Source organism: Microbacterium yannicii (genome assembly GCF_024055635.1).
Classification (GTDB): Bacteria; Actinomycetota; Actinomycetes; order Actinomycetales; family Microbacteriaceae; genus Microbacterium; species Microbacterium yannicii.
On sequence record NZ_JAMXMB010000010.1, the window covers coordinates 108,742 to 126,236 of the forward strand.

Annotated in this window: 17 protein-coding genes; 7 read left to right on the forward strand and 10 right to left on the reverse strand. The window is 71.5% G+C overall.

Features of this window, described 5'->3' with window-relative positions; genetic code table 11:
- Positions 1-2: 2 nt before the first annotated feature.
- The 4 genes from NCG93_RS05380 to murI all read right to left on the reverse strand — a co-directional run bounded on the left by NCG93_RS05380 (position 3) and on the right by murI (position 3,379).
- The gene (locus NCG93_RS05380; protein WP_194415072.1) at positions 3-914 is read right to left on the reverse strand and encodes a cation diffusion facilitator family transporter; all 912 of its coding nucleotides are present in this window, start codon (positions 912-914) and stop codon (positions 3-5) included.
- Between the two features lie 93 nt (positions 915-1,007).
- Positions 1,008-1,610 (reverse strand): RdgB/HAM1 family non-canonical purine NTP pyrophosphatase, encoded by a 603-nt coding sequence (rdgB, locus tag NCG93_RS05385; RefSeq protein WP_252787462.1) that lies wholly within the window; start codon positions 1,608-1,610, stop codon positions 1,008-1,010.
- A gap of 83 nt (positions 1,611-1,693) precedes the next feature.
- Complete coding sequence (gene rph / locus NCG93_RS05390; RefSeq protein ID WP_194415071.1) at positions 1,694-2,449, reverse strand: ribonuclease PH; 756 nt, start codon at positions 2,447-2,449, stop codon at positions 1,694-1,696.
- A 102-nt stretch (positions 2,450-2,551) separates the two neighbouring features.
- Positions 2,552-3,379, reverse strand: a complete 828-nt coding sequence (gene murI / locus NCG93_RS05395; RefSeq protein WP_194415070.1) for a glutamate racemase — start codon at positions 3,377-3,379, stop codon at positions 2,552-2,554.
- A gap of 41 nt (positions 3,380-3,420) precedes the next feature.
- On the opposite strand from murI, the gene NCG93_RS05400 reads away from it, so the two are divergent.
- Positions 3,421-4,770 (forward strand): nicotinate phosphoribosyltransferase, encoded by a 1,350-nt coding sequence (locus NCG93_RS05400; RefSeq protein WP_194415069.1) that lies wholly within the window; start codon positions 3,421-3,423, stop codon positions 4,768-4,770.
- A gap of 27 nt (positions 4,771-4,797) precedes the next feature.
- Here the strand turns inward: NCG93_RS05400 and NCG93_RS05405 are convergent, their stop codons facing one another.
- The 3 genes from NCG93_RS05405 to NCG93_RS20305 are packed head-to-tail and all read right to left on the reverse strand — an operon-like array spanning position 4,798 to position 8,114.
- On the reverse strand, positions 4,798-5,064 hold the full coding sequence (locus NCG93_RS05405; protein ID WP_163617487.1) for a DUF3039 domain-containing protein: 267 nt from the start codon (positions 5,062-5,064) through the stop codon (positions 4,798-4,800).
- Positions 5,065-5,115: 51 nt separating this feature from the next.
- On the reverse strand, positions 5,116-6,681 hold the full coding sequence (locus NCG93_RS05410) for a hypothetical protein (protein ID WP_194415068.1): 1,566 nt from the start codon (positions 6,679-6,681) through the stop codon (positions 5,116-5,118).
- The gene (locus NCG93_RS20305) at positions 6,657-8,114 is read right to left on the reverse strand and encodes an ABC transporter ATP-binding protein (protein ID WP_252787456.1); all 1,458 of its coding nucleotides are present in this window, start codon (positions 8,112-8,114) and stop codon (positions 6,657-6,659) included. Before NCG93_RS20305 ends, NCG93_RS05410 begins: the two co-directional genes overlap by 25 nt.
- Positions 8,115-8,309: 195 nt before the next feature.
- Between NCG93_RS20305 and NCG93_RS05420 the strand changes: the two genes are divergently transcribed.
- The 5 genes from NCG93_RS05420 (at position 8,310) to NCG93_RS05440 (ending at position 12,181) form a co-directional block, all read left to right on the forward strand.
- Positions 8,310-9,002, forward strand: a complete 693-nt coding sequence (locus tag NCG93_RS05420) for a phosphocholine cytidylyltransferase family protein (protein WP_194415067.1) — start codon at positions 8,310-8,312, stop codon at positions 9,000-9,002.
- 63 nt (positions 9,003-9,065) lie between these two features.
- Positions 9,066-10,022, forward strand: a complete 957-nt coding sequence (locus tag NCG93_RS05425; protein ID WP_194415066.1) for a hypothetical protein — start codon at positions 9,066-9,068, stop codon at positions 10,020-10,022.
- 113 nt (positions 10,023-10,135) lie between these two features.
- Entirely contained in the window at positions 10,136-10,438 is a 303-nt protein-coding gene (locus NCG93_RS05430; RefSeq protein WP_194415065.1) for a hypothetical protein, read from the forward strand.
- A gap of 34 nt (positions 10,439-10,472) precedes the next feature.
- Entirely contained in the window at positions 10,473-10,715 is a 243-nt protein-coding gene (locus NCG93_RS05435; RefSeq protein WP_194415064.1) for a hypothetical protein, read from the forward strand.
- 74 nt (positions 10,716-10,789) lie between these two features.
- On the forward strand, positions 10,790-12,181 hold the full coding sequence (locus NCG93_RS05440; RefSeq protein ID WP_194415063.1) for a maltokinase N-terminal cap-like domain-containing protein: 1,392 nt from the start codon (positions 10,790-10,792) through the stop codon (positions 12,179-12,181).
- 32 nt (positions 12,182-12,213) lie between these two features.
- On the opposite strand, the gene NCG93_RS05445 is transcribed toward NCG93_RS05440, so the two are convergent.
- Positions 12,214-13,491, reverse strand: a complete 1,278-nt coding sequence (locus NCG93_RS05445) for a CDP-glycerol glycerophosphotransferase family protein (protein WP_194415062.1) — start codon at positions 13,489-13,491, stop codon at positions 12,214-12,216.
- Between the two features lie 99 nt (positions 13,492-13,590).
- Here NCG93_RS05445 and NCG93_RS05450 point away from each other — a divergent pair, with 99 nt between their 5' ends.
- Positions 13,591-14,628: a glycosyltransferase family 2 protein gene (locus NCG93_RS05450; RefSeq protein WP_252787457.1), complete on the forward strand. Its 1,038-nt coding sequence runs from the start codon at positions 13,591-13,593 to the stop codon at positions 14,626-14,628.
- 16 nt (positions 14,629-14,644) lie between these two features.
- Here NCG93_RS05450 and NCG93_RS05455 read toward each other — a convergent pair whose 3' ends face one another.
- Together NCG93_RS05455 and NCG93_RS05460 are read right to left on the reverse strand one after the other, a co-directional pair.
- On the reverse strand, positions 14,645-16,096 hold the full coding sequence (locus tag NCG93_RS05455; RefSeq protein ID WP_194415060.1) for a CDP-glycerol glycerophosphotransferase family protein: 1,452 nt from the start codon (positions 16,094-16,096) through the stop codon (positions 14,645-14,647).
- Positions 16,093-17,430, reverse strand: coding sequence for a CDP-glycerol glycerophosphotransferase family protein (locus tag NCG93_RS05460; protein WP_194415059.1), 1,338 nt, complete (start codon positions 17,428-17,430; stop codon positions 16,093-16,095). The genes NCG93_RS05455 and NCG93_RS05460 overlap by 4 nt, the downstream gene beginning before the upstream one ends.
- Positions 17,431-17,495 lie beyond the last annotated feature (65 nt).

Genomic DNA, 17,495 nt, shown 5'->3' on the forward strand with positions numbered 1-17,495 from the left:
GCTCAGGCGTGCGCGTCGTGCTCGACGTGACCGGCGGGCTCGAGCTGGAAGGTGGAGTGCTCGACGTCGAAGTGCTGCGACAGGCAGCTCTGCAGACCACTCAGGATGCCGGCGGCCCGGCCGTCTCCGAGCGCGGCGTCGTCGACCACGACATGGGCGGTGAACACCGGTGCGCCGCGGGTCAGCTGCCAGACGTGGACGTCGTGCACGTCCACGACGCCCGGGGTGGCGAGGATGTGGTCGCGGATCTCTGTGACGTGGGTGCCCTTCGGCGCCGACTCGGCGAGCACCGACACGACCTCGCCGAGCAGCCGGATGGCGCGGGGAACGATCATGGCCGCGATGAGCAGCGACGCGATCGCGTCCGCCTGATCCCACCCTGTGGTGAGGACGACGACAGCCGCGATGATCACGGCGGCCGAGCCGATCAGGTCGCCGAGCACCTCGAGATACGCGCCCCGCACGTTGATGCTGTGCCGCTGCGCCGCACTGAGCAGCCACATCGCGACGGCGTTCGCCACCAGTCCGACGACGGCGACCACGAGCATGAGGCCACCCGCGATCTCACCCTCGCCCGGATTCAGCAGGCGGAGCACCGCCTCGTACGCCACCCAGGCCGACAGCACGAGAAGGATGACCCCGTTGACGAGGGCGCCGAACACCTCCGCGCGCTGATAGCCGAACGTGCGGCGGTCGTTGGCCGGCCGCGCGGCCACCGTGCTGGCGACGAGGGCGATCACGAGGGCCGCCGCGTCGGTGAACATATGGGCCGCGTCCGCGAAGAGCGCCAGGGATCCCGACAGCGCTGCGCCGACCACCTGCACCACCATCACCGTCGAGGTGATCGCGAGCGAGATCGCGAGCAGGCGACGGTTGCCCGCCCCGCGGATCCCGGTCGGCGCGTGATCGTGCATGCGCCCAGGCTAAGCCCGGCTGCAGTCGCGCGCCGCCGTTCGGCCTAGTCGGGAATGATCGTGATTCTCAGTCGCAGCGCACGTCCGCGCCGCTCAGAGCTCCGCGAGCAGCGGGGCGAGCGCCTCGAACGCGCGGGCGCGGTGGGATGCCGCGTTCTTCTCGAGTGCCGTCCACTCGCCGACCGTCCGCTCGGCATCCGCCTGCTGGCCGTCCGGGATGAAGATCGGGTCGTAGCCGAAGCCGCCCTCGCCCGCGGCCGCGCTGGCGAGGCGGCCGGGCCACACGCCCTCGACGACGCCCTCCCGCGACGCCTCGCCGGGCACCACGAACGCGATCGTCGAGACGAACTGCGCCGTGCGGTGCGGGTCCCGGATGTCGGAGAGCTGGTCGAGCAGCAGGTTCAGGTTGGCCGCGGCATCCTTCGCGTGCCCAGCCCAGTAGGCGGAGAACACGCCGGGGGCGCCGCCGAGCACGTCCACGCAGATGCCGGAGTCGTCGGCGAGCGCCGGCAGACCGGTGTGCTGAGCCGCGGCGCGTGCCTTGATCAGCGCGTTCTCGGCGAAGGTGACGCCGTCCTCGACGGGTTCGGGGCCGTGGTAGGCGACGACGACGAGGTCGGGCCGCGTGGCCGCAACGATCGCCTGGAACTCCTCGACCTTGTGACGGTTGTGGGTGGCGAGGACGATCTGGTTCACGGGACCCCCGACGTCGGAGCCGGCGACCGCCGTCTGCGCCTCCGCTTCGGCGATCGCCTCCGCCATGTCGTCCGGATGTGCCGTCACGCTGCGCCCTCGCCGGCTCCCTCACCGAGAGCGGCGAGCTGGTGCGTGCGCAGGTCGGCGCAGCCGTTGACGCCGAGCTCGAGGAGCGCATCCAGTTCGCGCTTGTCGAACGGTGCGCCCTCCGCCGTGCCCTGCACCTCGACGAACAGGCCACGGCCGGTGACCACGATGTTCATGTCGGTCTCGGCGCGGACGTCCTCGACGTAGGCCAGATCGAGCATCGGCTCGCCGTCGATGATGCCGACGGACACGGCCGACACCGAGTCGAAGAGCACGTTCGCCTTCTGTCCGATGAACTTCTTGCGCCGGCCCCACTCGATCGCGTCGGCCAGGGCGACGTACGCGCCGGTGATCGCGGCCGTACGGGTGCCGCCGTCGGCCTGGAGCACGTCGCAGTCGATGACGATCGTGTTCTCACCGAGCGCCTTCGTGTCGACCACGGCGCGGAGGGCGCGCCCGATCAGGCGGGAGATCTCGTGGGTGCGGCCGCCGATCCTGCCCTTGACGCTCTCGCGATCGTTGCGCTCGTTCGTGGCGCGGGGCAGCATGGCGTACTCGGCCGTGATCCAGCCCTTGCCCTTGCCGCTCAGCCAGCGCGGCACGCCGTTCGTGAACGACGCCGTGCACAGCACCTTGGTGTCGCCGAACGAGATGAGCGCCGAGCCTTCGGCCTGACTCGACCAGCCTCGCTCGATCGTGACGGGACGCAGCTGGTCGACGGTGCGACCGTCGGCACGGGTGATGTCGGTCATTTCTCTCCTCTGACGGTGCGCATGTCCCGGATCCGATCGCTTCCCGAAGCCGGGAACCGCGGAGTTCTGGACATGGTGGGGGGATTGTGGGACACGGATGCCTCAGCCCAGGCGGGTGGGCAGGTCGATGGCGCCGGTCTGCACGAGCCGCACGGCGCTGACCTCGCGGCCCATGAGCCGGTGGGCGAGGCGCAGGAACTCATCGGCCGACGCGCCGGTGGCTTCGTAGAGATGCTGGGGCTCGGCATCCGGGCCTGCAAGCAGATCGCGGGAGACCAGTTGGCGGTAGACGTCCTTCGCGGTCTCGGTGTCGCTCGACACGAGGCTCACCTCGGGTCCCATCACATAGCTGATGGCACCCTCGAGGAACGGATAGTGCGTGCAGCCGAGCACCAGCGTGTCGACCCCGGCGTGGCGGAGGGGTGCGAGGTATTCCTCGGCGACGGCGAGCACCTCGGGTGAGCCGGTGACGCCGGCCTCGACGAACTCCACGAAGCGCGGGCAGGCCTGCGCGAAGACCGTCAGCTCGGCGTTGACGCCGAGCATGTCCTGGTACGCCCCCGACGAGATCGTGCCGGCGGTGCCGATGACACCCACGCGGCCGTTGCGGGTCGTCGACATGGCGGTGCGCACCGCGGGGTTGATCACCTCGACGACCGGCACGTCGTAGCGCTCGCGCGCGTCGCGGAGCATGGCGGCCGACGCGGTGTTGCAGGCGATGACGAGCATCTTCACGCCCTGATCCACCAGGTCGTCGAGCACCTCGAGCGCGTAGCGGCGCACATCCGCGATCGGCTTCGGCCCGTAGGGGGAACGTGCCGTGTCGCCGATGTAGAGGATCGACTCCTGCGGCAGCAGCGCCGAGACGGCGCGTGCGACGGTGAGACCGCCGACTCCGGAGTCGAAGATTCCGATCGGCGCGTCGTTCACGATGCCCCAGCCTACGCCAGCCGCTCACTAGGCTGGCCCGCATGACCCTTGGGCACGCTTCGCGAGGGGGCGCCTCGACCGCCCTGCTGACCGACCGCTACGAGCTCACGATGGTCGATGCGGCCCTGCGCGACGGCACCGCCGAGCGCCGCTGCGTCTTCGAGCTGTTCGGCCGGCGGCTGTCGGCGGGGCGACGGTTCGGCGTGGTGGCCGGCACCGGCCGGCTGCTCTCACTGATCCGGGATTTCCGCTTCGACGACGAAGTGCTGCAGTTCCTGCGCGACGAGAAGGTGGTGGATGCCTCGACCCTCGACTTCCTCGAGGGCTACCGCTTCACCGGATCGATCACCGGGTACCGCGAGGGCGAGCTCTACTTCCCCGGCTCGCCCATCCTCACGGTCGAGGGCACCTTCGCCGAGGCCGTCGTGCTCGAGACGCTCGCGCTGAGCGTGCTCAACCACGACTCGGCCATCGCCACGGCTGCCGCGCGCATGAGCGTCGCCGCCGGTGACCGGCCCCTCGCCGAGATGGGCTCCCGGCGGGCGGCGGAGGGTTCGGCCGTGGCGGCCGCGCGCGCGGCCTACATCGCCGGCTTCGCCGCGACCTCGAATCTGGAGGCCGGCCGGCTCTGGGGCATCCCCACGATGGGCACCGCCGCGCACTCGTGGACCCTCCTGCACGACACCGAGGAGGACGCCTTCCGCGCGCAGATCGACGCGCTCGGGACGGGCACCACGCTTCTCGTGGACACCTACGACATCCACCGCGGTGTGGAGACCGCCGTGCGGATCGCGGGCACAGAGCTCGGCGGGGTCCGGATCGACTCCGGCGACCTTCCCACCGTGGCGGCCGAGGTGCGCGCGCAGCTCGACGCGCTCGGGGCGAGCGGCACCCGGATCACCGTGACGAGCGACCTCGACGAATATGCGATCGCGGCGCTCGCGGCATCCCCCGTCGACTCGTACGGTGTCGGAACCTCGGTGGTCACCGGGTCGGGCACGCCGACGGCGGGCATGGTCTACAAGCTCGTCGCCCGTCAGGACGACCAGGGCGGGTGGGTGGGCGTGGCGAAGGCCTCGACCGACAAAGCGTCCAAGGGCGGCCGCAAGGCCGCGTTCCGCACGCTCGACGAAGGAACCGCGACGAGCGAGCTCGTCGTCGTGTCGGACGGCTTCGAGGCCCTCGACACCGGCGCGTCGCACCCGGGCGCGCGTCCGCTGCAGGTGCCGCTGGTGACCGACGGGGAACCGGATGCCGCGTTCGAAGGCCCGGCGGGCGTGGAAGCCGCGCGGGCGCATCACACCCGCGTGCGAGAAGAGCTTCCGGTGCGCGCTCTCGCCCTCAGCCGGTCGGACCCGGCCATCCCGACGGTCTACGCGGACGCGGAGTGACCGGACGGGCGCTCGCTCGTCCGCGCCTCAGGCGCCGAGCGACTCGTAGATCTCTTTGCAGGTCGGGCAGACCGGGAACTTCTCGGGATCGCGGCCGGGCGTCCACTTCTTGCCACACAGCGCTCGCACCGGCTTACCCGTGATCGCGGACTCGAGGATCTTGTCCTTCTTCACGTAATGCGAGAAGCGCTCGTGGTCACCCGGCTCGATGTTCTCTTCTTTGAGGAGCTCTTCGAGCTCGCGATCGAGGGTCGCGATGCCGCCCTGGTCGGGGCTGTCCAGCGGGGTGCTCATGGTCTGCCAGTGTAGTCGGGGCTCGACGCCGTCGGGTCGGTCCGGACGAGGTCAGGTCGACTCGGCGAACTCCATCAGACGCCCGCCGCGACGCTCGAACGCGATCGATCCGATCGCGATGCCGACGGCGAGCACACCGAGTCCGATGGCGAGCCCTCCCCACAGCGCCATGTCCGCGGCATCCGTGTCTCCCTGGAGCGCGAGCCAGCCGCACCACAGCACCGGCGCCGACAGGACGAGCGCCCCCAGCATGACCGCTCCCTGCGCGACCGCGCCGACGGCGGTCGTGCGCTGCGGCTGCTGGAAAGGGCTCTCGCCGGGGCGCGACACGGCGTACGGGGCGACCGCCGACGAGATGCTCGACAGGCCCAGGCCCGACAGGAACAGCGCCGCGCACACCCCGGTGAGGGCCGGCAGCACCGCCCAACGCCCATGCAGCAGGGTGGCGACCGGGATGGCCACCGCCAGCAGCGGTACACCGACGAGGAGCACGGGCACCAGGCGGCCGACGCGGTCGGAGACGCCGCGCATGCCGCTCGCGATGTGCATCCACACCGCGGTGGAGTCGTAGGCGAGATCGTCGTGCGGCAGCCAGCCGAGGAACAGCGCGGCGAACGGCACGGGCACGAGCGCGACCAGCTCGGGCGGGACGCCCGCGACGAGCAGCGGCACCACCGTGATGGCAGCCGCGAAAGGGATCACGAGGCCGTTGACGACATAGCGCCGATCACCGAACCAGTACACGAGGCTGCGCGCTGCCACCGCGCCGCCGGGGGTGCCCGGAGCCACCCCGAACCAGCCCAGACCGCCGCGCGCGCGGCCGGTGGTGGGCCGTTCCGTCGTCGTGACCAGCCGGCGGACCGCCCAGGCCCACAGCAGAGCGAGCACGACGATGGTTCCCACCGCGACCAGGGCGGGCAGCCAGGCGTCGCCCCCGACGGCCACGACGCCCGGAAGCGCCCACGCGGCGCCGACAGGCGTCAGCGCCAGCGCATCCACCGCCTCGAGCAGCTGTGGGGGCACGGAGCCCTCCCATTCGAGCGACGCCAGGAACACGCCGACCGGCACCACGACCACGAGCACCACGAGCACGAACACGCCGGACAGCTCCCGCGAGCGTCGCTCCCTCAGGAACAGCGACGCCAGCGCCGTGCACACGCGGGCCAGCAGCGTGCACGTCAGGACGCCCAGCACGACGCTGACGATCCCGACGCCGACCGGGACGCCGTGGTCGGCCCACACGATCGCGGCGCACACCGCGACGGCCAGCAGCACGAGGATGGGCACGCTGATCAGTCCGGCGACGGCGAGCACGAGCGCAAGCCCGCCGCGCGGCAGGCCGAACAGGGCGAACCGCCGTGGGTCCAGCGGGTCGTCCACCGCGCCGAAGAGGGGCGCGAGCGCGAAGCCCAGGGTCACCGCCGAGCCACCGAGGACGGTGACGGCGAGCACCTCTTCGGTGGCGGCATCCCGCATCGTCAGCAGACCCCAGCACGCTGCGCCCGTGGCGGCGAGGAGAAGGAGCAGCGCGCCGACGACGCGGACGACGTGCGCCGCGTCTCCGCGGAGCGCGCCGAACAGCAGCGCGATCCTCAGTCGGAGAACGTGTGCAGCCACTCGAGACCCTCCACGTCGCTGAGGCCACCGGCCAGTTCGACGAAGCGCTGCTCCAGCGTCAGCTCGCCCCGCACCTCGGCGACGGTGCCTTCGGCCAGCACCTGTCCGGCGACGATGACGGCCACGCGGGTGCAGACCCGCTCGACGAGCTCCATGCCGTGACTCGAGAGGATCACCGTGCCGCCGTGCGCGACGTAGGCGGAGAGGATGTCGAGGATGATCGAGCTCGAGACCGGATCGACGGCCTCGAACGGCTCGTCCAAGACGAGCAGACGCGGCGAGTGGATCAGCGCCCCCGCCAGCATCACCTTCTTGAGCATGCCGGCCGAGTAGTCGGACACACTCCGACCGAGGGCGTCTTCGAGGTCGAACGCGCGCGCCAGGTCGGCGGTGCGGCTCTCGACGACGGCAGGAGGGAGCTTCCTCAGCACGCCGTAGTAGTAGAGCAGCTGGCGGCCGGTCAGGCGATCGAAGGTGCGGAGCCGATCCGGCAGCACGCCCATCAGCTTCTTGGCGGCGAGCGGCTTGGCCGCGGCATCCACTCCCCCGATGTGAATGGTGCCGCGATCCGGTTCGAGCAGGCCGGCGATCATCGACAGCGTCGTGGTCTTCCCTGCCCCGTTCGGGCCCACCAGTCCGTAGAACGTGCCCGTCGGGACGGTGAGGTCGATGCCGTCGACGGCGTGGGTGCTCCCGAACCGCTTGGTGACACCGCGGAGCACGAGTGCGTCGCCCGCGGGTGCCGCGAGCGGAGGCATCGCAGAGAGAACGGATGCCGCAGCCGCGGCCTCCTCGTCGGCCGACGCGCTCTCGGGCGGTGCGGCGGGAGTGCTTCCCGCGGTCGAGGCGGGCAGGCCGTCCGGCTCGCTCGCAGGTGCGGGAGCGGCGGGCACCGGTGGCACCGGCGGCGGCGCGACCTTCGGCGGCGCGGGCGGGGCGACGGTGGCGAGCGCGGGCGTCGAGGGGGTGGCGGGCGCGGGCGGCAGATCGGCGGGAGCGGAGGCAGCGGGCTCAGCATCGTCGACGGCCTCAGGCGCGGGCTCGACCGCCGCCGCGGGCTCGGCCACGGGCGCGGACTCGACCACGGGCTCAGCATCGACCTTGACGGCGGAATCGGCAAGAGGCGCATCGTCCCCCGGCGTCGGCGGGAGCGGCGGCCGGGGCGGCACGATGATGCTCGCGGCCGCACTCGCCGCGATCTCGAGGTCGCTCGGGAGCGGCGGAGGCGGACCGGGGTCGGGTTGCGGCGCATCCTTCCGGGCGCCGCGCGGGGCACGTGCCCCACCCTTGTCGGACCGCGGTTTCCGCGGCGGGCGGCGGGGCTTGTCCGGAGCCGGGGGTACCGTGTTCGCGAGGCGCACGACGCGCGCACCGGAGTGACCGTCCGGCTCTTCCGGATCGATGTCATTCGGCACCGGGAGGGAGGCTGTCACTGAACCAACGTATCAAGCGGGCCTGATCCCGGGAGACTTCGTGTCGCCGCGTCGCAGCATTCGCGTTATGTCACGAATCGGCAACGGGCGCCCATCATTCTGCGCCTTCCCAGGGGTCATCGATAGCATGGACCCGGCACGAAGGGGTGTCGCGCCGGTGAACCGGCAGTGAATCACGCACTTCAGGAGAAGATTTTGACCCTTCAGACCGTCATCCTCGCAGCCGGAATGGGCTCGCGCCTCGGCCGCAGCCTCCCCAAGCCGCTCACCGAGCTGAGCGACGGCCGCAGCATCATGCAGCAGCAGCACGACAACATCCGTGCCGCCTTCGGCAGGGACGCCAAGATCACCACCGTTGTCGGGTACCGCGCAGAGACGGTCGTCGAGGCGTTCCCGCACGTCGACTACGTCTACAACGACCGCTACGACCAGACCAACACGTCGAAGAGCCTGCTGCGCGCGCTCACCAAGACCGGCAAAGGCGGCGTGCTCTGGATGAACGGCGACGTCGTCTTCGACCCCCGCGTGCTCGGCCGCGCGATCGCGCTCATCGAGCGCGACCAGTCCTTCGTCACCGTCAACACCTCCAAGGTGAGCGACGAAGAGGTCAAGTACACGGTCACGCCGGAGGGCTTCATCAAGGCGCTCTCGAAGACGGTCAAGGGCGGCATCGGCGAAGCCGTGGGCATCAACTACATCTCGAGCGGCGACAAGAAGGCGTTCGTCCGCCACCTGACCCGCGTCGACGATCAGGACTACTTCGAGCGCGGCCTCGAGCTCGCGATCGCCGAAGACGGCGTGCTGCTCCAGCCGCTCGACATCTCGGACCTGTACGCCGTCGAGGTCGACTTCGCGGAAGACCTCGAGCGCGCGAACCTGTACGTCTGACCGGCGCGCGCTGGTCTGTCAAGCCCGGCCGAGGCGCGTGCCCGGGCGCATAGACTCGGCGCGATGACCGAGAAGGTTCACCGCATCCACTCGCTGCCCGGCGACTCGGCGTGGCAGGGAGGCCTGCCACCGACGGGCTCGGACGAGCACCCGTTCACGATCCGTGCGCTCGACCGCGTGCTCTCGATTCAGCGGCCGGTCGTGCTCGCGCACCTGCGGAGCATCCGCCTGCGTCATCCGGACGCCTCCCCGTCCGATATCGTCCGCATCCTCGAGCGCCGCTATCTCGCTGCGGTCACGACGGGCGGCGCGGCGGTGGGCGCCACGGCCGTGGTGCCCGGCATCGGCACGGGAGTGACGCTCGCCCTCAGCGGCGTCGAGACGGTGGCCTTCCTCGAAGCGACGACCTTGTTCGCGCAGTCCGTCACCGAGGTGCACGGGATCCCGGTGTCGGATCCCGACCGCGCACGGGCCCTCGTGCTGACCCTGATGCTCGGCAAGGAGGGCGTCGACCTCGTCGCTCAACTCGCCGGCCAGGCGGCCGGACGCGGCCCGAGCCGTTCCGGCTACTGGGGCGAACTCATCACCAAGTCGCTGCCGCGTGCCGCAGTCGGCCCCCTCGTGGACCGCCTCAAGAGCACCTTCATCCGGCAGTTCGCCGCCCGCGGCGGTGCGTCGTGGATCGGCAAGGCGCTGCCGTTCGGGGTGGGCGCGGTGATCGGCGGCGCCGGCAACAACATCCTCGGACGCCGCGTGCTCGTCGGCTCCCGGCGCGCATTTGGCATCCCGCCGGACACGCTGCCGGCGGACCTCGAGCCGCGGCCCGGCGCGGATCGCGTCGAGAGACTCGCCGGGCGCGGCATCCGTCGTGCCGGTGAAGCGGTGGTCGGCGGTGTGACACGCACGACGGCGGCTGTTGGCGGCGTCGTGCGCCGCAGGCGGCGTGAGATCGAGGCGCCCCCGGCCAGCGACGACATCCTGGGGGCTCCCGACGACGCGTCCCCCGCCGGTCTCGGCTGAGGCTCCTCCCCCGTCCCTGTCGGAACGGCGACTTCCGGGGTTCTCCACAACGGGTCTCTCGACCCGGGGAAACCGCTGCCTGCCCGTCGGGACCGGCTCCTACCTTGGCGGTCATGCTGCGCGCCCTCGATTCCGAAGAGCCCCCGCCGCCACACGCCTACCGGGTTCCGTGGCGCGTCGAAGAGATCTACGGCCGGCATCCGCTCATCACGAATGACAGCCGGTTCGCGCTCGATGTCGTCCGCGTCTTCGTCGACGCGGGCGCCTCATCGACGACGGAGCACTGGGGACTCATGCCTCCGGGCGACACGGCGGAGCTGTGCCTCTGCGAGGCCGACCCCGGCTCGGCCATCGTGACGATCGCCTGGCTCCGGCCCGAGGACGGCGAGCAGTACCTCTGGAGATTCGCGATGTGAGCCGCCCGCAGTGGCGCGGGGCGAGAATGGGGGTATGGGTCTGTTCAGCCAGCTTCCGGAGGAACCGAACGAGTGGGCGGGTCTGCCGTCCGAGCCTGCACGCCCCGAGTCGGATGCCGAGCGGCTCGGCGATGCCCCACCGGTGGATGTCGGCGGGCTGGGAGTCGGGACGCTCGGACTGACGGCGTCCGCGGGCGGCGTTGTCGAGGGCATCGTCATCCCCGTCGCTCCTGTCGTGGAGGTCCCGTCCCCCGCGGAGCCGGAGTCGACCGACTGACACGGACGCCTGGCTGCTGCAAGCGCTTTCACCCGCCTCGACACGCCCACCGCCGCGGGCATACGCTCACAGGTATGGACAGCACCCTGGCGTGCCTCGCGGCGTGGATGCCGCGGCAGCGGTGGTACGCCGCGAAGGGCCGCGCGCCCAGCCTGCGTCTGGTGGCCTGGTGGGACCTCACGATCGATCCCGACGGACCTGCGGAGGCGGACAGCAGCGTGCGCATCCGCACGTTCCTGGTCGCCGATGAGGGCGCTCTGCCGGCGGTGCTGTACCAGATCCCCGTGGTCGAGCGGGCGACGGAGACGGTCACCGCGGACCCCGTCCACACGATCGGCAGCCCCGTGCCGGGCACCACGTTCATCGACGGTCCCTACGACCCCGCGTACGCAGCCGCGCTGCTGCGGCTCGTCGCGCGCGGCGGCACGGCGCGCGGACCGCAGACGACGGCCGTCGGCCGGGCCGTGGCATCCGCCGGTGGGCCTCTCGAGGCTACATCCCGCGTCATCAGCGGCGAGCAGTCCAATACCTCCCTCATCTTCGAGGGCGCCGGCACGCCGGTGATCTGCAAGGTCTACCGGCAGCTGCATCCGGGGCTCAACCCCGACATCGAGCTGCAGGAGGCGCTGTCGAGAGCCGGCTCGACACATGTGCCCCGCCCGATCGGGTGGATCGAAGGAACCTGGCCCGATCTCGCCACTGCGCACGGCAGCGTCCGCGGGTCGCTCGCCTTCGCACAGGAGTACCTCCCGGATGTCGACGACGCGTGGCGCGTGGCCCTCCTGGCCGCCGCGCGCGGCGAGGACTTCCGCGACGCGGCGGCCGCCCTCGGCGCGGTGACGGCCCGCGTGCACGTCGCGCTGTCGCAGTGCTTCCCCACCCGTACGGCGACGGCCGCAGACCGTGACGCCGCCGCAGCGACGTGGGAGCGGAGATTCGCGATCGCCGTGGCGGAAGTGCCGGAGATCGCCGCCCAGCGGGATGCGGTATCCGCCGTGTACCGCCGCGCTGTGGAAGTGCCGTGGCCTCCGCTGCAGCGGATCCACGGCGACTACCACCTCGGGCAGGTGCTCCACTCCCCGGACCGCGGCTGGATCGTGGTCGACTTCGAAGGCGAACCGCTCCGCCCGATGGCCGAACGGACCCAGCCGGACTTCGCGCTCCGCGACGTCGCGGGAATGCTCCGCTCCTTCGACTACGTGGCAGGATCACTGCGCCTGGACCATCCGGACCGCTCCGCCGACGCCGTCCGGGTCTGGGCCCTCGACGCCCGCGCGGCGTTCATCGAGGGATACGCACAGGCCTCCGGCATCAGCCTGGACCCCCGGCATCCACTGCTGGCGGCACTGGAACTCGACAAGGCCGTCTACGAGGCCATCTACGAGGCACGCAACCGCCCCACCTGGGTCACCATCCCCCTGCGAGCGATCTCGCGTCTCGTCGAGCGCCCGGCGCCCGTCGCCTGACCCGCACGTCGCTCGCTGCCGCGATCCCGCGCTCAGCCCTCGTCGTCGAGTTCTGCCTCGTCGTCGGACTCGTCATCGTCGTCGTCGACCGAACGGGCGTACCAGGACTCCCAGTCGTCCATGAGACCCTGCAGCGCCGCATGGAATCGCGCCGTCGCGGCGCCGGGCGTGGTGTCGCCGAAGTACCGGGTCACCCACTGCTCGAGGCGCGCGACCGCGTCGGGGTCGCCGAGCACCCGCTCGGTCTGGGCGACGACGTCGGGGGCGGCGGCCGCATCCAGCCATTCGCACGCCGACAGGTAGCCGTGCATGTCGATCGCCGCGGCCGGATCCGCGGGCCGGGTGATCAGAAGCGGCTTGTCGGCCGCGAGCCGGTCGTAGACCATCGCCGAGATGTCGACGATCGCCACGTCGGCGGCGGACAGCTGCCACCCGAGTTCGGGTCCGTCGTCGAAGAAGTGATGAGCGCCGGGATCCGCGGCGTTCGCTGCGGCGAGCGCCGCGACGATCCGCTTGTTCGCGGCACCGTACTCGTGGTCGACGACGCCCGAGCGCGGGTGGGGGCGGTAGATGACCCGGTGGCGTCCGGTCGCGAGGAGGGCGGCGACCAGGGCCTCACCGTGCGTCGCGATGGAGCCGTAGTGCGCCGAGGGGCGATCGCCCTCCCACGTGGGTGCGTAGAGCACGACAGTGCGCTCATCAGGCGTGTACGGCAGGGTGCCCGAGTAGTGGTCGGCCTGCGGGCGGCCGATCTGGATCGTGCGCCGGTCGATGTCGTAGTCCCACAGCACGCGCGACAGCCGCTCGCGGGCCGCGTCGCCCGCGATCATCGCGTAGTCGTAGGCCTTGTACTGGTTGGTGGTCATGTACATCTTGTCGGACTCGCCGTGGTTGATGAACACGTGCCAGCGGCGCCCGTAACGGAACATCTGAAAGTTGCGCGTGTTCTGGTTCACGTACAGGACGACGCGGATGTCCTGGGTGGCGATGAAGCGCTCGAGGTCGCGCACCGTCGGCACGAAGGCGATGGGCAGCGCAGCGTCGACGAGCAGCGACTCGGCGCCGGTCGCGGCGCGACTGAGCACCACCACGGGCCAGGTCTTCGCCAGTGCAGCGAGCGGCTTGTACCACTGCCTCATCTGGTACATGTTGACCGCGCCGTCGGCGAAGTACACGGCGACCCGGTAGTGGAACGGCGGATGCTGCGGCCTGGCCGCGAGCGTACGCCGGACGTCGATGACGGCGGAGCGATTGCGCACGGCCTTGCGGACGAGCGCGACCGCCTTCTTTCCATCCGAGACGAGACCCACCTGTCCAGCCTACCCAGCGGCACCCGTGACATGATCGGACGCGTGCATGTCGAGCAACACGGGCGCAGGGACGCTCCGGTCCCTTCGCCCGCTGCCGGCGTGAGCTTCGTGATGCCGGTGCTCAACGAGCGCGGCTACCTGCGCCGTGCGGTCGAGACCGTGCTGGCGCAGGACGTTCCCGGTCCCACCGAGCTGATCCTGGCGCTCGGCCCGTCCACCGACGGCACGAGCGAGCTCGCCCGCGAACTCGCCCGGGAGGACGAGCGCATCGTCCTGATCGACAACCCGGCCGCCGACATCCCGATCGGCCTCAATCTCGCCATCGGCGCGGGCCGATACCCGACCGTGGTGCGTGTCGACGCGCATTCGGAGCTCGACCCCAGCTACGCACGCAGCGCCCTCGCCACCCTCGAGCGCGTACGTGCGGCGAACGTCGGGGGCGTGATGCGCGCGGACGGACGCACGCCCTTCCAGCGGGCTGTCGCTCGCGCCTACAACTCCCCCATCGGCCTCGGCGGCGGCGCCTATCACGGCGGCACGCAGGAGGGCGAGGCGGAGTCGGCCTATCTCGGCGTCATGCGCCGCGCCGTGCTCGACGAGGTGGGGCTGTTCGACGAGACCATCCGCCGCGGCGAGGACTGGGAGCTGAATCTCCGCATCCGTCGCGCCGGATACCGCGTCTGGTTCGATCCGACGTTGGCGGTCACGTACTGGCCCCGGGAGAGCTGGACACGTCTGGTGCGCCAGTTCTCGGCCACCGGACGCTGGCGCGGCGAGCTGGTGCGCCGGTTCGGGCGTGGCAACTCCCTGCGCTTCTTCGCCCCGCCCGCACTCGTCCTCACGATCCTGCTGGGGCTCGTGATCGCCGTGCTGCAGCTGACAGGCGTGCTGCAGGGATGGTGGTCGCTCGTGGCATCCGTCGTGTATCTCCCGGTGCTCGCCTACGCGGTCCTCATCGTCGGCGTCGCCGCCGGTCCGGGGGGCGGCCGTGGCTGGCGCGACAAGCTGTGGACCGCGGCAGTGCTGCCCTCGATGCACCTCGCCTGGGGCTCGGGATTCCTGCTGGGCGTGATGGGCGGCGCCCACGACACTGTCGACACGTCACGGCTGGGCAGCCGCAACACGCCGCTGCCGTGACGTCGGCCCGCGTCTGTCAGACCTCGATGAACCCCTGGTCCAGGATCCGCGTGACGACCCGCTCCGCGGCATGCCCGTCGTCCCGGGCATTGAACTTCTCGCGCCACCGCGCGTACCGGTCGGCGTAGGCGTCCGCGTCGTCGGCGGCGAGAGCGGCGACCAGTTCGTCCTGCGTGCGCACCATCGGTCCCGGCGCATGGGCGGCGAGGTCGAAGTAGAACCCCCGCAGCTCCCCGCGGTAGTGCTCCATGTCGGGCACCAGGAAGTACATCGGCTTGCCGGTCACCGAGAAGTCGAACATCACCGACGAGTAGTCGGTGACGAGGGCGTCTGCGACGAGCAGCAGCAGCGAGGTGTCGGGGAAGCCCGTCACATCGATGACGCGGGGGCCCTGCGCGTCGCGCCCCGGCAGCAGGGTGCGCGAATGACCGCGGACGAGCACGACGGCATCCGTTGCCGCGGCGAGCGCCACCGGGTCCACGAAGTCCACGATCTGGTCGCGGTCGTCGCGCCAGGTGGGCGCGTACAGCACGACCCGTTCCTCGGGACGGATGCCCAGCGCTGCTCGGGTGGAGGCGCCGTCACCGTGGGTGAGCACGTCGTTGCGCGGATAGCCCTCGACCCAGACCGGCCGCGTGAGGAAGGCGTAGGCCTTGCCGAGGATGCGGGCGGCATACGGATTCTGGGCGAGCAGGACGTTCCAGCGCCGCGATTCGCGGACCACGGCGGCCATCCGCCGCGGGTCGAATCCGGGTCGATGCAGCGCGAGCCGTTTGAGCGGGGTGCCGTGCCACGTCTGCAGCACCACCTGTCCCTTGCGACGCGCGAATCGACGGCGGAGCCAGTCGTTGACCACAAGCAGCCGGGCCGCGCCGCGGGCGCGCCACCACTCGGGGCTCCCCTCCACAACGGGGATGGCACCCTCCGGCACCGCGACCGAGAGGTCGACGACGCTCCAGTACCGCGTCACGTGCGGCGCGCGACGGGCGAGCTCGCGATCGATCGCGAGAGGATTGCAGCTGGCGTTGCGCCCGTAGAAGCTCTCGAAGAACACCGCGTTCTCGAACCCGGACGCCGGGCGCGTGGCGTACCGCCGTTCGAGGGCATCCTGCCCTTCGCCGGAGTCGTACGCGGGGTCGATGGGCGGACCGATGCGCAGCGTCCAGCCCTCCAGCGTCGCGCGCAGAGTCCCGAGCTGCGTGACGGGGAGCGCCTCGGGCGGACGGATGCCGCGTCCTTCGGCGTCCGCGACCCGCACCTCGTACGACCCCGACGGCAGTGGCAGCTCAGCACCGCCCCATCGCGCGGCGCGTAACGGCAGCGTCGCCTTCCACGTCCTGCCACGCCCCGTCACCCGGGCGACGACGCGCGCGCGGGCGCCGACGATCTCGACGGACGACGGGCGCTCGCCTTCGCCCCCGAGCACGAGCGCAGGCACGCCGTCGGTCGTGAAGCTCGCCTCTGTCATCCGGTTCCTTCCCTCGGGCGGGCGTCGTCCAGTTCTCCGCGCCGCGAGGCGCGGCTCACCGCAGCACTGCGGCGGGAAGCAGGTGTCTCGGCCGTTGCGGCCAGAATCGCACGGTACACCCTTTCCGCATTGCGTCCGTCCCGGAACGCGTGCACGCGGGCGCTGAGCGCGGCGGCGCGGTCGACCCGGGCGGCGTGCACGCCGGCGTCGCTCAGCAGGGCATCCAGCTGCGCGGCCGCCTTCGTCCAGTCCGCGGCCCAGTCGTCGCCGGCGACGTCGGCATACGTCCCGTAGAAGCCGCGCCGCCGCGCGTACTCCTCGACGTCGGGGGCGAGGAACAGCGTGGGAAGCGGCACGAGGGACGCGTCGAAGGCGAGCGACGAGTAGTCCGTCACGAGGGCGTCGAGCGCCGGCAGCAGCGGGGTGACGTCCTGCACCGCGTCGCTGCCGAGGGGCTGCACACGATCGGTCGGGCTCGGCGGCCGATAGTCGCCGGCACCCAGGGGGTGCGAGCGCACGAGCAGCACGGCGTCGTGGCGCGTCAGCACGTCGACGAGCCGCGTCCATTCGGCAGCTGTCGGCACGGCCGGGTCGGGTGCGCCGTCCCGCCAGGTCGGCGCGTAGAGCACGAAGCGTGCGTCCGGCGGCGCGTCCGGCAGAGCCCGGGAGATCGCCGCGCACGCCTCGGCGCGGCGCCCGGCCGCCGTACCGCGCGACAGCACGTCGACGCGGGGCTCGCCCGTCACCGGCACGCTCGTGTCGCGCAGGCCGAAGGCCGACTCCAGGCGACCGCGCACCAGGTGCGACGCTGCGGGCAGCACCCGGATCCGTCGCGCGGCGCCCCGGTACATCGTCCGCAGCAGCGCGCGCACGGGGCGGGCGGCCGGAGTCGACGCGATCGCCGCAGGAACCCGCAGCGTCTCGGGCGAGTCCAGTCCGATGCGCTTCAGCGGGATGCCGTGCCACAGCTGCACGACCACCGACCCCGAGACGACGTAGCGGTTCACATCGCCGAAGCCGTGCGTGACCACGACCACCCGCGCACGGGCCGTGCGCCAGAGCCCCGGGAGCGAACGCTTCCGGACGGTGCGGATTCCGCGGGCCGCGGCATCCATCGCCTCCCGCTCGGAGTCCACCAGCCACACCGCGGTCCGACCGTGGGCGGCTGCGACATTCCACAGCGCGAGCGCCCCGTCGCCGATGCCGACCGCGCAGCCGAAGACCCATTCGTCGTGGCTGCGCGGCACGAGGAGCGTGAAGATGCGTCCTGCGGCATACAGCGGGACCGTCGCGAGCTTTCGAGCATTCCCCGCGCCGAAAGAGAAGGACGCCATCCCGCGAGCCTACCTGCGAGCCCTGCGTGGGGCTCGCTGACTCGCGAAATGGCGTCCTGCGCTGC

Coding starts and splice junctions, on each gene's coding strand:
- NCG93_RS05380 (WP_194415072.1), bottom strand. CDS start 914: ATGCACGATCACGCGCCGACCGGGATCCGCGGGGCGGGCAACCGTCGC.
- rph (WP_194415071.1), bottom strand. CDS start 2,449: ATGACCGACATCACCCGTGCCGACGGTCGCACCGTCGACCAGCTGCGT.
- NCG93_RS05400 (WP_194415069.1), top strand. CDS start 3,421: ATGACCCTTGGGCACGCTTCGCGAGGGGGCGCCTCGACCGCCCTGCTG.
- NCG93_RS05405 (WP_163617487.1), bottom strand. CDS start 5,064: ATGAGCACCCCGCTGGACAGCCCCGACCAGGGCGGCATCGCGACCCTC.
- NCG93_RS05425 (WP_194415066.1), top strand. CDS start 9,066: ATGACCGAGAAGGTTCACCGCATCCACTCGCTGCCCGGCGACTCGGCG.
- NCG93_RS05430 (WP_194415065.1), top strand. CDS start 10,136: ATGCTGCGCGCCCTCGATTCCGAAGAGCCCCCGCCGCCACACGCCTAC.
- NCG93_RS05435 (WP_194415064.1), top strand. CDS start 10,473: ATGGGTCTGTTCAGCCAGCTTCCGGAGGAACCGAACGAGTGGGCGGGT.
- NCG93_RS05440 (WP_194415063.1), top strand. CDS start 10,790: ATGGACAGCACCCTGGCGTGCCTCGCGGCGTGGATGCCGCGGCAGCGG.
- NCG93_RS05455 (WP_194415060.1), bottom strand. CDS start 16,096: ATGACAGAGGCGAGCTTCACGACCGACGGCGTGCCTGCGCTCGTGCTC.
- NCG93_RS05460 (WP_194415059.1), bottom strand. CDS start 17,430: ATGGCGTCCTTCTCTTTCGGCGCGGGGAATGCTCGAAAGCTCGCGACG.